The sequence below is a fragment of the Anaerococcoides asporogena genome, assembly GCF_029590275.1.
Taxonomy (GTDB): domain Bacteria; phylum Bacillota; class Clostridia; order Clostridiales; family Clostridiaceae; genus JG1575.
The window spans coordinates 452,819-466,480 of sequence record NZ_CP120965.1; the positions used below are offsets into that span (position 1 = coordinate 452,819).

Annotated in this window: 9 protein-coding genes; 6 read left to right on the plus strand and 3 right to left on the minus strand. The window is 48.3% G+C overall.

Annotated elements, in window-relative coordinates:
• Positions 1–148: 148 nt before the first annotated feature.
• Positions 149–1,297, minus strand: coding sequence for an IS91 family transposase (locus P6M73_RS02065; RefSeq protein ID WP_277854498.1), 1,149 nt, complete (start codon positions 1,295–1,297; stop codon positions 149–151).
• Positions 1,297–2,157: a tyrosine-type recombinase/integrase gene (locus P6M73_RS02070; RefSeq protein ID WP_277854499.1), complete on the minus strand. Its 861-nt coding sequence runs from the start codon at positions 2,155–2,157 to the stop codon at positions 1,297–1,299. Before P6M73_RS02070 ends, P6M73_RS02065 begins: the two co-directional genes overlap by 1 nt.
• Positions 2,158–2,825: 668 nt before the next feature.
• On the opposite strand from P6M73_RS02070, the gene P6M73_RS02075 reads away from it, so the two are divergent.
• Positions 2,826–4,595 (plus strand): IS1634 family transposase, encoded by a 1,770-nt coding sequence (locus P6M73_RS02075; protein WP_277854500.1) that lies wholly within the window; start codon positions 2,826–2,828, stop codon positions 4,593–4,595.
• A 122-nt stretch (positions 4,596–4,717) separates the two neighbouring features.
• Here the strand turns inward: P6M73_RS02075 and P6M73_RS02080 are convergent, their stop codons facing one another.
• The gene (locus P6M73_RS02080) at positions 4,718–5,023 is read right to left on the minus strand and encodes a Tad domain-containing protein (protein WP_277854501.1); all 306 of its coding nucleotides are present in this window, start codon (positions 5,021–5,023) and stop codon (positions 4,718–4,720) included.
• Between the two features lie 641 nt (positions 5,024–5,664).
• Here P6M73_RS02080 and P6M73_RS02085 point away from each other — a divergent pair.
• The 5 genes from P6M73_RS02085 to P6M73_RS02105 all read left to right on the plus strand — a co-directional run bounded on the left by P6M73_RS02085 (position 5,665) and on the right by P6M73_RS02105 (position 13,542).
• Positions 5,665–7,002: an SH3 domain-containing protein gene (locus P6M73_RS02085; RefSeq protein WP_277854502.1), complete on the plus strand. Its 1,338-nt coding sequence runs from the start codon at positions 5,665–5,667 to the stop codon at positions 7,000–7,002.
• Positions 7,003–7,729: 727 nt separating this feature from the next.
• A complete protein-coding gene (locus tag P6M73_RS02090) occupies positions 7,730–9,073 on the plus strand; it encodes an SH3 domain-containing protein (protein ID WP_277854503.1) in 1,344 nt (447 codons plus the stop codon).
• Positions 9,074–10,440: 1,367 nt separating this feature from the next.
• A complete protein-coding gene (locus P6M73_RS02095) occupies positions 10,441–11,691 on the plus strand; it encodes an APC family permease (protein ID WP_277854504.1) in 1,251 nt (416 codons plus the stop codon).
• 39 nt (positions 11,692–11,730) lie between these two features.
• The gene (locus tag P6M73_RS02100) at positions 11,731–12,282 is read left to right on the plus strand and encodes a cysteine hydrolase family protein (RefSeq protein WP_277854505.1); all 552 of its coding nucleotides are present in this window, start codon (positions 11,731–11,733) and stop codon (positions 12,280–12,282) included.
• A 42-nt stretch (positions 12,283–12,324) separates the two neighbouring features.
• On the plus strand, positions 12,325–13,542 hold the full coding sequence (locus P6M73_RS02105) for a S41 family peptidase (RefSeq protein ID WP_277854506.1): 1,218 nt from the start codon (positions 12,325–12,327) through the stop codon (positions 13,540–13,542).
• Positions 13,543–13,662 lie beyond the last annotated feature (120 nt).

Genomic DNA, 13,662 nt, shown 5'->3' on the forward strand with positions numbered 1-13,662 from the left:
TGGGGATTCAATCAAACCCACCGCCTCATGGATCAGGCAAAAGAGCTGTCTCCACTCTGTAAAACTTTGGAATTGGAACATCGTTGGAAAAAAAGGGGATGCTTCGCAGCCCCACCTGGGTGGAGCTTTTTTGTATCGGGGCCCATGGTCATTCGATCTTTTTGACACTGGCGAGACTTTGTCGCCGGATGTTTGAACTTCCACAATGCCTGCAACAATTGACGTCGATCCCGTATATGCGGTTGAGAAGTTCAACTCCCGTCAGATCCTTTAAGACCGGTTTGACGATTTTCCCTTTGATCAGGATCCGGATCAGCTTAAGTTTTTTGCCTTTCGTTCGGTTGCTGAGCAATCCGTAATGCCGGATTTTGACGAATCCCTTTGGGAGAACATGCATGAGAAATCTTCGGATAAATTCCTCATGCCCAAGAGTGAGCGTTTTTTTCGTACCGGTTTTGTAGTCCTTCACCCGAAAAGTAACCGATTTGTCGCCGACCTCAAGGATCCTGGAGTTGCTGATGGCGATACGATGCGTATATCGGCCCAAATACTCAATCACCTGGTCCGCGGATTTGAACGGTTCTTTGAGGTAGGGAATCCATTCTTTGGCATAAAGCTTCGTCAGGAATTGGTTGAATTCGCGAGGAAATTGGAGCAGGCTCAGTTCACCAGGGAAAGCCAGAGTCTTTTTGAGTGAGAGTTTTTTAAGACCGTCCAGGAATTTGCCTCGAAAGAGCTTTGAAACAACCTTAATGGGAAAGAGAAATTTCTTGCCTGAAGTCACGAATCGACCGGCATCGGTGAGACCACCGCCCAGAACGATCGCGTGAATATGCGGATGAAACGACAGGTTGCTGCCCCAGGTATGAAGGACACTGATGAAGCCGATGTCCGCACCTAAAAACTTTTTGTCGCGGGCCAGATCCATCAGAGTTTCCGAGCTGGCGCTGTACAGGAGGTTGTAGAGTGCCCGTTTGTTGGCATAGATCAGTGGGTTCAACTCTTCGGGCACGGTGAAGACCGCGTGGAAATAAGGAGCATCAATGACATCTTCCTTTTGGGCATCGATCCATTTTTCCTTTTTCAGGGATTGGCAGCAGGGGCAATGGCGATTTCTGCAGGAATTGTAGTGGAAATGGGTTTTGCCGCAGTCCTGGCAAATGGTCTGGTTACCGCCCATAGCCGGTGTCTTGCAGCTCATGATCGCCTCTGCCACTTTGTTCGACTCATAGTTCATTCCGTATTGTTCCAGATAACCAAGGTAACCCTGATCAAAGACCTGCTGGATTTTGTGCATTACAAACCACCATCAAAGGGATTTTTGAAGTTGACAGGCCCGGTTCTTGCCAGATGGATGTATATGGTGGTGCTGTTTATGGATTTGTGTCCCAGCAGTTTCTGGATGGTAAGAAGATCTGTCCCACTCTCATAGAGATGAGTGGCAAATGCGTGGCGAAATGAGTGAGCGGTCACATGCTTGCTCCAGTTAAGGCTTTTCAGATGGAGAGAAATGAGACGTCCGAAAAAAGCGCTCTTCACTGGTCCATCCCCTTTTTTGTTGGGGAAAAGCCATCCCCTGGGTCGCCCATATTGATAATAATATTTTGTTAGGATGAGTACCGCTTTTTTAGAGAGCGTGGCATACCGCTCGGACCGGTTTTTCGAAGCCCGTATAAAGATTCGGCCATCCTGGTAATGGATATCTTCAAAGCGCAAATGACAAAGCTCAGACAACCGGAGTCCGGAGGAATACAGTAATGCAACGCAGGCTTTCAGTCGCAAATCGTTTATGGAGTTGATAAACGCCATGGTCTCATCCACCGAAAGAACCTCTGGAAGGTAAGACTTGATCGTCATGGCGGGAACTTCGTACCGGTCCCACGGTTGCTTCAGGAGATAGAGCCTGAAAAATCGTATTTGAGAGGTATGGGCATTGATGCTGTGGTTGGAAAGCTTCTTTGTCTTCTTCAAGTAGAGGATATAGGTTCTGATATTCTCGTAGGATGCGTCCTTGGGCTGGATGCCCATTGAATCAAGCCACTCGAGATAGGATTTGAGGAAGGATTGATAACTCTTTTTGGTATTTGGTGAGAGGTCCCTGAGTTCGAGATAATGTTCCATCTGAGAGAAATAAGATTCTAAAATAAATTGATCCATCGAGGTACTCCTTTCAAAAAGCGCAGTAATGCATTGGGCATCAGCGCCTTGGGTGGAGACCTGGATGGGCAGATTAAAAAAGTTGTGTTGTTGTGGTGGCTAAAATATGGTAACATAGGCGTGCAAATAGTAGTTGCTCTCCTTTGGTTATTTGTTGTTTGTAGTGAATCCACAATAAACCATAAATGGAGGTGTAGCTACTATTTGTTTTTTTTGCACAAACAAGCCTCTGTCAAACCAAGAGGCATAAGTATAAAATTTTAACAAAGAACTATCGCGTAGCGATTTTGTTCAATGTTCCATTTGAGAGAAATAAGATTCTAAAATAAATTGATCCATCGAGGTACTCCTTTCAAAAAGCGCAGTAATGCATTGGGCATCAGCGCCTTGGGTGGAGACCTGGATGGGCAGATTAAAAAAGTTGTGTTGTTGTGGTGGCTAAAATATGGTAACATAGGCGTGCAAATAGTAGTTGCTCTCCTTTGGTTATTTGTTGTTTGTAGTGAATCGACAATAAACCATAAATGGAGGTGTAGCTACTATTTGTTTTTTTTGCACGAACAAGCCTCTGTCAAACCAAGAGGCATAAGTATAAAATTGTAACAAAGAACTATCGCGTAGCGATTTTGTTCAATGATAGCAACAAAATCTCTGCGGGGAGGTGTCCCATGTACGTGGCAATTACCGGTTCCGGTAAGTATCGAGTCATCCAATTTCGGGAAGACAAACGGATTCCCGGAACCGGTGGTAAAAAGATAAAGGTCATTGAGACCCTGGGCAACTACGAGAAGATGTTGGCTCAAGACCCCGATGTCATTGCTAAATTAAAAGAAGAAGCGCGCAGGCGCACGCTTGAACAAAAAGAGTCCAATGCCCCCTTGACGGTATCTTTGTCCACTCAAGAATTAGGGGATGAATCGGAAGTCACCCAAAGCTATCGCTTCGGCCATAGCCTGATCCGGAGGCTTTGGGAGACAATGAAACTGGACCACCTGCTTGCAAAGACCGTCGGTAAACGGGATCAACAGGAGGTCGTGGACATGATCTTCGATCTGCTGGTTCACCGCTTAATGGATCTAGCCAGTATCCTATCCTGTGCAAAGGATCAAGTGGATTTTGCCGGGTTAACCGAGATGAAACTTGACCGGCTCTATGATGTGCTGGATGTCCTGACCGAGTCAAAGGACGAGCTCATCTCCCATTTGGCGATGTTCTTTGAGAAGAACACCAACCGAGAACATCACCGCGGCTATTACGATGTGACGACCTACGCCTTTGAGAGCACCCGCTGGGGCGAACTAAGGATGTTTGGATTTTCCAAGGATCACAAAAACAATGAAGTCCAGGTCTTCATGGGACTTCTGATCGATAATAACGGGATCCCCGTAACCTATGAGCTCTTCCCAGGGAACACGATGGATCAGAGCGCCCTGATCACTGCTGTTGAGCGTCTTCGCGAAATCTACCGGATGGAGAAAATCACCATCATCGCTGATCGCGGACTCTACGGCGGACCGAATCTGGAATACCTGTGCAAAGCAGGTAATGACTTTGTCATCAGCTACTCGCTCAAACGCTCCTCCAAGGAATTCAAACAGCTGGTGTGGGATGAGGCCGGCTGGACCCAGATCGTCGATTCAAAGACGAGTGAGCTTCTGCGGAGAGAAAAAGTCGTGACGCAGGAATTCAAGTATAAAGTGCCTCTGACTGAGGAAGAAATGGAAAGTGCCAGGAGCAAACCGGGCAGGCCACGTAAGACGAGAGAGGAGAGCGTCCCGGTCAAGATCCACGTGACCTGGACCTCCAGTCGAGCGAGCAAAGACTACGCAGATCGGCAGCGTATGCTGAATAAATTAAACAAGAAAATGGATAAGCCCTACCAGCTGAAAACCTCGCTCAAGCGGGGCGTCAACCAGTTTCTGGAGATGGAACAGGATACCTCCGACTGGAAGATCAGCGAAGAAAAGGTCAGAGAGGCCGAGCAATATGACGGCTATTACGCAGTCATAACGAACAATCTGGCCTTGACCACCGAAGAGGTCACAACGTGCTACCATGGCTTGAGGAAGATCGAAGAGAGCTTTCGGGTGCTTAAGTCCGACTTAGAGGCAAGACCGGCGTACGTTCACACCGACAAACACATCAGAGGTCACTTCGTGTTGTGTTTCATTGCCTTATGCATGGTCCGCTACACTCAGTATCTGGTGGTGGAGCATGAGATGCCCCCGATCTCAGCGGGAGTGCTGATGGATACCCTTGAGGAGCCCAGAGTGGTGGTTCAGGGCACATTCCCTGACATCATCCTGACGCCCATCAAGGTATCGAATACTTACTTAAACTTGCACCGGGTCCTGGGAATGAAACCCTTGAGAAAGAGCATGACCCTGACTCAATTCCGTAGCATTACGAAACTTGATTTGCTAGAGAACATAAAATAACAGGACAAAAAACGCCCTTGAAATCGATCAAAATGAGTGATTTCAAGGGCGTTGACATATTCATCTCCCAAACTCAGGATCTTTATTCTTCATATATTTTGTTTTCGCGTACTTGCCACTTTTTATGACATCACTGGAAAGACTGAAAATGTACACGGGCTTTTTTTGCTCATAGATATAACCAACTTCCTGTTTAATAGTGGCGACCGTTCCTTTAGTGATGGTAATTCCATCCTCGAAGTCCACGGTAAAAGCGGAAGACAGCGCGCAGCTGCATCGTCAGCATTCTGCAGATTGGACTTTTGCCAGGTTACCATCCCGATGTCCACCGCAATCGCCGCAAAACCTATGAGCACTACCATCATGAGAGCAACCAGAACTAAGGCCTGGCCACCCTCTTCTTTCAATATCTTTTTCACAATCTTCATTGTAAAACCCCGTGAGATTCGAATTTTTCAACTGATCCTTTACTTCTATGCATTCAGGAATCGGATGCTCACTGGACCGCTCTTTGTTCTCTTTATCGGCGGAAAGCATTCACGTTAAGGACGATGGGATCGAAGAGAAACGGAGGGGCTCCGACTACCATTCGGATCCGGCTTCCGTCACGTTTACAGATCCTGAAGCCACACATATTTCTGTGGGGCAATAGAGGATCGAGGGATCAAGCATTTAATAACTATTGAGAAAGGAATGACTGGAGAGATACCGACTGTTTCTTGGAAAATTCATCCAAAAGTACTGAGTTGACCTAATTCCCCCTTTCACGAAAGTCCATTAATTTGATATGAAATAATAATTGCATAATAATGATTATTTTCACAATTAAATTCTACCATTAATTGTTGGATAAGTGAGGAATTCTTTGCTCAATTCATTATTTGTTTACCCGGCACATTTCGAGATGCAGTTACATGGATGCTTATATGGGAAATTTCAGAAATTCTTTCTGGAAAAGTACATATTGTTCGGATTAATAATGAATTTTTTAGAATTGTCCGTTACAATGAAAACAGCTGGATCTGACAGTGCCCATGGATCCACAGAATACCCCGACAAGGAGAATTTTATGAATCAGAAACTGAAATCAGCTGTTAAGATCCTGGTCTTTGTCCTGGTTCTCCTGCTGCCTGTCCAGTCCATGGCTCAGGTTATGAAAACCACGATTGATCTGCCATTAAGAGCCAGAGCATCGAGCACATCCACGAAACTGGGGGTGATCCCCAAGGGGACCGAAATCAACATTGACCGAACCACGGGGAACTGGGTGCTGACTGCCTATGCCGGAAAGGCCGGATATAGCGGGCTCAAGTATCTTACACCGACAGCCAATACGGAGATGTGCGCAGTTACGACAGATTTAAGGCTGCGCAGCGGCCCGGGTACTTCCTATGCATCTTTGCTGAAGATTCCAAAGCATACCCCCATTCCGGTATTTGAACGGCAGGGCAACTGGATCAAGACGGTCTGGTCAGGGAAGATCGGCTGGGTGGGGGTCAAATACACGAAAACCATGATTGAAATGCCACAGCTGCAGATAACGCTTCAGACCAGTTTCCGAACCGGACCGGGATCGTCCTACAGTCGAATCGGTTATGTGCCGCGTTCCGCCATCATTCCGGTTCTGGGCACATCGGGCAACTGGGTAAAATCCTGGTACTTCGGACGAATCGGCTGGATCAGCCGGTCATATCTGGCCCAGCCCATGACATCAGGTTTCCGGACGCAAGCCCTGCCGGACCTTTCCGGTTTTTCTAATCACGAATTAAACTGGGATTACACGAAAACTGCCACTCTGTCTGCTTTCCCGGAACTTGGCGGCGCCTACCGCTATGAGGACAATGCCGTCCATCTGACCTTTGACTGCGGATATGAAAATGGATATACTGCCCAATATCTGGATGTACTGAAGGCCAATGGCCTGCGGGCTCGCTTCTATGTTACGGGCTTCTTTATCAAGACGGAACCTGAACTGGTTCGCCGGATGCTGGCCGAAGGCCATGAAGTGGGAAACCATACCGACATCCATCCGGACAGTGTCGCTCTGATGGAGCAGTCACCTCAACTCGTCTATGATGACATGGTCGGGTGGGAAGAGCTGTTTCATGATGCGACAGGTTCTTACCCTTCCACCTGGTTCTACCGGGCTCCCTCCGGGATTTATTCCGAACGTACCCTCGCACTGGTGCAGTGGATGGGATATCAATCTGAATTCTGGGAGGTAGCGCTGGATGACTGGAACCCGCAAAAGCAGATGACACAGGAAGCCACCATGCATGTATTGAAACGCGATACCAAACCCGGTTCCATTGTTCTTCTGCATTGCGTCTCCTCCACCAACATCAAAATTTTGCAGGAATACATAGACTGGATCCACGCTCAGAGCTGGACCATCGCAACTCCCTGAACCACCTAAAAAAAGCTGAAGCAGAGATCGATCTCTGCTTCAGCTTTTTTTATAGTGCCCATTCGATTGATTACCAACAAGTCAAAGTCAAAGTCAAAGCCACAAGTCACACCAGGCATCCACCTTGGAACACTTTCGATCCATAAGGTGTCCAGAAGATATTTGAAATTTTCATGAATTGAATCCGGACAGAGGTCAGCTGTCGAAATCAGGCGTGGAAATTCGGGGACTGATTTGTCAGGAACGCCGGCCTGTGCGCTATTTCAGGAGTGATACGGGATTGTAATACAATCTTTCGGAAAAAGGCTAAAATGAAATCACCAGGAAGAAAGCTTATAATTAAGCTAAGAAGAGAATCCAGTTTAACCGGACACCAGGATCACGGAGTATGATCATTCGAACCTTCAATCAACGCCCCATGTTCCTTTTCGTCATTTCAAATTTTGAACAACCCATTATGTAATAAAGAAGCAGACAGGCTGGCATCACTGAACTCAATCGGTACGATTCATCCCAGATGCATCAGATTTGAAAATACAGTTGGATATCACGACAAGCCTCCTGAACTTGAAAATATTTGCGCAGCGCGATCGAAAAGGGATCAATTTCAGTATCACTGCATTTCACACTTTTCTTGGACTCCGCAACAATATCAGTCTTTCGATTGAAAGACTGGCAGGATACGGCGATTGCCGTCCGAAGATTGATCTTCGGGGAGGTAGAATTGATGAAACGCTTTAAAACAGCCAGCGCCTGCCTGCTGCTGGTCAGTCTGAGCCTGATGCCGGTGCAGACCCTGGCGGGACAGGTCATGAAGACGACGATTGATTTAAGGCTGAGGGAAGCTCCCACCACAGCGTCTGAGACACTGGACATTATCCCGAAGGGGACATCGCTTGATATTTTCAGCACCACCGGCAACTGGGCGAAAACCAGCTATAACAGCAATTCGGGATACGCGGGTCTAAAATACCTGGCACCTACGGCTCAGTCCAGAATGGGTGTTGTGAAAACCACTCTGAATTTAAGGTCCGCCCCGTCGTTGACAGCCACCATTTTAAGGACCATTCCGAGCTATACACCGATCCCGCTTTATGAAAAAAGCGGAACGTGGGTGAAGACGGTCTGGTCCGGAACAATCGGATGGGTCAGCCTGAATTACACCAAGCCCATTGACGGCCTGCCCAGAATGAAAACCACTACGAACCTGCGTCTGAGAACCGGTCCTTCTACCAGATACTCAATTCTGATGACGGTTCCTTCAGGGACGCCAATCCCGGTACTGACAACCAGCAATGGGTGGGTAAAAACCTGGATCTATGGAATGACGGGCTGGATGAGTCAGAATTATCTGACTCCCGCCAAGTTCCCGATTCTGCGGCCTGACGTGCCGCCAGACTGGATCATTTACTATTCCAATGCGAAGATGGAGTGGTCCCATACGTACCCTCAGGATTATCATTACGGCTACCCGGAACTGGATTCCCACTACCGTTACAGTGACGGGAAGGTTCATCTGACCTTTGATGCCGGATTTGAAAATGGATTAACGGCAGGCTTTCTTGATGTACTGAAAGCCAAAAATGTCAAAGCCAGGTTTTATCTGACCGGAACCTACCTGAGAGATCATCCAACCCTGGTGAAACGAATGCTCAACGAAGGGCATCAGGTGGGAAATCACTCCTGGAGCCACCCGGATACAGTGGATCTGATGGCTGATTCCATGGCATTGGTCTACAATGATCTGATGCGGTGGGAGAACCAATATAAAGCAGCGATTGGACAGTCACCGGCCCGCTGGTACTATCGTCCGCCTTCTGGGATTTTTTCGGAACGGACACTGGGACTGGTTCACTGGATGGGTTATACCACGGAACTCTACCAGGTTGCTCTGCGGGACTGGGATCCGGAGAATCAGCTTTCCCCGGAAGTTACGCTGGAGTCGCTGCTGAATCAGACGAAGCAGGGTTCCATTGTACTGCTTCATGTCGTTTCCAGTTCAGACCTGGAAGTCCTGGGGAAATACATCGATACGATCCGGGCCAAGGGATGGAGCTTTGCGCTTCCTTAGGAACTCGATATGACCAAATGATGAACTCAGGGAATAAACCCGAAAATGATTTAGCACAATTGAATAGCATAAGGTGCATTGTGCCTGAGTTTGACAAGAATTAGCAATGTGATGCTTATAATTTCAAAAATGAAAAAACCGTTAAAAAACTATTTACGAAAAAAAGTTAAAAAAACAGTTGATTTAATAGCTGGGATACGTTATGATGTACTTAATCCAAAAGAAAAGCCTCTGATGGATAACAGATCAATACTTAACGAATTCAGTTATTCCTTGATATTTATTGTCAAGGGAGCGAGAATCCACCAGATCAAGATCCGATCGAAAGTTTCGGAAGCCAACCAAACTCGTTAGGAACAAATCAAAAACTAGTCAATGATCCCAATCCTTCAACATTAGTTCGGATCAAACCTTACCAATGAAAGGGCCAAATCAAGAACAAGTTCACGATCCAATCCAAAACAAGTGTAACTGGTAAACCAAAACAATCAATACTCGGAACCAAATCAGTAAACCAAGTCAAGGACCAAATCAAAAACCAAGTCAAGATCCAAGATCCAGCTAAAGTTAGGGATGAAAACCCAAACCCAAGTAAGATCCAACATTAAGACCAAGTTAATGATCCGATCCAAAACTATCGTTTCAGATGATGATCCGGAAACATTCTCACAACCATCGAAAAGTATCTGAATCCAAAAGAAGCCGATCCAACGGATGATGTTGCACCAGTGATTGATTTCAATAATATCTTCTATGATATTCACGCAAATTAAATCCTGAGGCAGCAAATCAAGCAATCGAGGTGGTAGCCGATGCAGGAAGAACTGAAGGCATCTCCACCAAAAACATCAGCATAAAAGATCAAAATTTGACTTGTATATCTGGATAAGAATATGATCGCAAGATCATCTCTTATATAACCAGCAGTCATCGAATCCAATGATTCATGATCTTGTATAACTACAATATGCTGGTGTGGATGGAGTTCCTGAAGTTACAACGAAAATGGAGCCAGCCGCAGATCCGAAAGGGATCAACGGTTCATGCTACAGTGCGATAGGCACAAGCATAGTATGTACAAATCCGGAAGGGATTAGAACATTACCTGTACAAACCTGGAAGAGGTTATAACAAATCAGGCATCCATTTGAGTTAAGGGAACAACTAAATATTGTTTTCTAAGGATAAAGGCAGCAGATGACGATCTGCTGTCTTTTCTTTGGGAATGACTTTTAGCCTGTGGTTTGAGTTTTGCATTATTGGAGATGAAAACATATTATATTGTTTTCATCCAGTTAACAGAGCGTAAAAACCTTTTTGATATGATTAGAAAAAATATGAGATATCAACAAGGATGGGTATAGATTATGCAGAATTCAACCAATAAACTGAAACGTGATCTGGATCTGACCGGCGCAGTAGCTGTGGGGCTGGGCGCTGTGATCGGAGCCGGCATATTTGTGGTAACCGGGCTGGCTGCCGGACTGGCCGGACCGGCTTTTTTACTGGGCATGCTGATCGCGGGGTTCGCGGCGACATGCAATGGCCTGTCCTCGGCAAAACTGGCCAGTGTTTATCCGGCATCCGGCGGAACCTATGAGTATGGATATCAGGTTTTGAATCCGGCAACCGGTTTTGCAGCCGGCTGGACATTTCTGTTATCCAAGCTGTCGGCCGGAGGTGTTGTCGCTCTCGGATTTGGCAGTTATCTGAGTCAGCTGATTCCCGGGGTGAATCCTCAGGCGGCCGCACTCACTGCCATAGCGATCCTGACGCTGGCCAATCTGGCAGGCATCAAGAAGGTGGGGCGAATGAACCAGATCATCGTCAGTGTGACGATTCTGGGTTTACTCTACTTTATCATCTCGGGATTGGGCGCTTTCAAGCCGGAAAACCTGATTCCCTTTGCACCAAGCGGCTGGCGCAGTGTCCTGCAGTCGGCCGGTCTTCTGTTCTTTGCCTTTACCGGCTATGCCCGGATTACAACACTGGGCGGTGAAGTGCAGGAACCCAAAAAAACCATACCAAGGGCCGTGATAATCACTTTGATTGCTTCCGTTATTCTGTACAGTCTGGTAGGTCTGGCTGCAGTCGGATCCGTTGGCAGCGCGGCACTTGCGGGCTCTTCGGCCCCGCTGGAGGCCGCAGCCAGACAGCTGGGCACCCCCGGAATCACGACCATCATCGGACTGGCGGCCTGTACCGCTATGCTGGGAGTTCTGCTCTCCCAGATTCTGGGCATTTCCCGGATGATGTACGCCATGTCTGAGCGCAGTGACCTGCCCCGGTTCTTCAGCCGGGTCAGTCCCACCGGAGTGCCAGCCCTGAGCATCGGTATCACCGCGGCCATTATCGCGATCCTGGTTATGATCGGTTCCATTCCCGTGATCGCCCGGACGGCCACTTTTGCAATCCTGCTGTACTATACCCTGGCGAACCTGGCAGCCCTGCGCATGAAGGAAGGCAAGGGACTGTTCCCCGACTGGATTTCCTGGGCCGGGTTGATTGCCTGTCTGGTTATGGCCCTGACCATGGACTGGACCGTGATTGCTTCCGGACTGGGAATTCTTCTGGCTGGATTTCTTCTCCGATTTGTAGTACAAAAGGCCGGAAAATAGGATATCATGGAATGACAGAACTTGAATGGAGGTCAGCACATGAAGAAAGCACTGATCGTTGTCGACTATTCCTATGATTTTATCGCCACGGACGGAAAACTGACCTGCGGGGAGCCCGGACAGGCGATTGAGTCAGCTCTTGTCGAGCGGATTCGTCAGTTTGTGGAACAGGGAGACCTGGTCATCTTCACCATGGATGTTCATGAAGCCGATGACCCCTGCCATCCGGAGAGCCGGTTGTTTCCGCCCCACAATATTCGAGGAACGAAAGGCCGGGAGCTGTATGGACGGGTAAAGGATGTATATGAGCAATACCAGGGAAAGCCAAGCGTGCACTGGTTTGACAAAGTACGGTATTCCTCTTTCTACGGAACGCCGCTGGATGCCCTTTTGCGCAGTCATGGCGTCGATACCGTCGTCATCACCGGCGTCTGCACGGACATTTGTGTCCTGCACACAGCATTTGATGCCTATAACCTTAGTTACCGCATCGAGATCCCGCTTTCCTGTGTGGCCTCATTCAATCCGGCCGGACATCAGGCTGCCCTGGATCATTTTAAGAATTCACTGGGCGCAGATCTTACTGAATAAAAATTATCTGAACAGGAATCAATCACCAGGAGGCGGTAAACGATGGATCAAAAGAATAACAGTCAATCCAGACAGACCGTCTTGCTGCTGGCCATCCTGCTGGTGATATCTGCGGTGCTGGGATATGGAACAAGAACCAGGCTGCCCGGATGGTTTGGCCAGGGCACCCCGCCGGTCACTATGACTCCGAAACCAGCCACACCAGCCATGGACTGGACGAAACTGGAGGATATCAAAAGCCACGTGATAAATATGTACAATGGCCCCATTGTTGAGAACACCCTGCTGGAAGGAGCCTTGAAAGGCATGGTCAATTCCCTTCAGGGCGGCGGCCAGTACTTCAATGCCCGGGAATTCGCGGAAATCCAGGCCAGGCCTTCCCTGATCCGGGGAACCGGGATCCACCTCGGGGTGGAGGACGGACGGCTGATTGTCCTCCGAGTGGATGAAGACAGTCAGGCGGAGAAGGCGGGAATTTATCCCGGTGATATTCTCCTCAAGATCAATGAGCGGGTTTATACCGGGAATGAAATTGAGGCTGCTCGCAATTTAATGCTTCATAATGATCGTCGAACGGTTTCCCTGCAGCTGCTCCGGGAGGATCATCAGTACAACGTCCTGGTCGGACTTCGACTTCTGACTCCCCAGAAAGTACGATCCCTGGTAAAGGATGGCATCGGGATCCTGCGAATTCCTGAATTCAATGAGCGAGTGGAACAGGAGCTGGATAAACGGTTTGAGGAGATGACCCGGGCAGGTGCTCAGGCGTTTGTTCTGGATCTGCGCGACCTGCCGGCGGGCAAGATTACGGAGGCTGTGCGGCTGGCCGGAAAGTTTATTCCGCAGGGACAGGCCATTGTGACAATCAGGGATACCAGAGGCAGCACACGCCAGTTTACCTCGGACAGCGGGCTCCTGGCCGGAAAACCGGTGGTCGTCCTGATCAACAGCCGAAGCGAAGGTACTGCCGAATTTGTGGCCGGTGCTCTGAAGAAACAGGCGAATGCTCTCCTCGTCGGAGAAGCCACTCCCGGCGAAGGCCGAGTTTACTCATACATCAACCTGCCGCAAGGCGAGGGCATTAAACTGGTCACCGGCTACTACATCCTACCCGATGGACAGGAGATTCAGGATCGCGGGATACGCCCGGATCTGAATATTCCGGGCAGTCCGCTTCATACCAACAACCTGATTCAGCCGATGGATCTGCAGATGGCGCGGGCGCTGGAAGAGGCCGGAAACCGAATGATCACCCCGTAATGAATCATGTCCGGAAGGTAAGTACAAATCAGTTAGAGGGACAAACCAGTTGAGGGACCAAACAGCTAGAAGAGGCTGCGGTCAGAGAAAACATACCCGACAGTAGAATTATTACGGATC

Bases quoted from the DNA above. Each gene is read 5' to 3' on its own strand.
- P6M73_RS02065 (WP_277854498.1), bottom strand. From the start codon at position 1,297: ATGCACAAAATCCAGCAGGTCTTTGATCAGGGTTACCTTGGTTATCTG.
- P6M73_RS02070 (WP_277854499.1), bottom strand. From the start codon at position 2,157: ATGGATCAATTTATTTTAGAATCTTATTTCTCTCAGATGGAACATTAT.
- P6M73_RS02075 (WP_277854500.1), top strand. From the start codon at position 2,826: ATGTACGTGGCAATTACCGGTTCCGGTAAGTATCGAGTCATCCAATTT.
- P6M73_RS02080 (WP_277854501.1), bottom strand. From the start codon at position 5,023: ATGAAGATTGTGAAAAAGATATTGAAAGAAGAGGGTGGCCAGGCCTTA.
- P6M73_RS02085 (WP_277854502.1), top strand. From the start codon at position 5,665: ATGAATCAGAAACTGAAATCAGCTGTTAAGATCCTGGTCTTTGTCCTG.
- P6M73_RS02090 (WP_277854503.1), top strand. From the start codon at position 7,730: ATGAAACGCTTTAAAACAGCCAGCGCCTGCCTGCTGCTGGTCAGTCTG.
- P6M73_RS02095 (WP_277854504.1), top strand. From the start codon at position 10,441: ATGCAGAATTCAACCAATAAACTGAAACGTGATCTGGATCTGACCGGC.
- P6M73_RS02100 (WP_277854505.1), top strand. From the start codon at position 11,731: ATGAAGAAAGCACTGATCGTTGTCGACTATTCCTATGATTTTATCGCC.
- P6M73_RS02105 (WP_277854506.1), top strand. From the start codon at position 12,325: ATGGATCAAAAGAATAACAGTCAATCCAGACAGACCGTCTTGCTGCTG.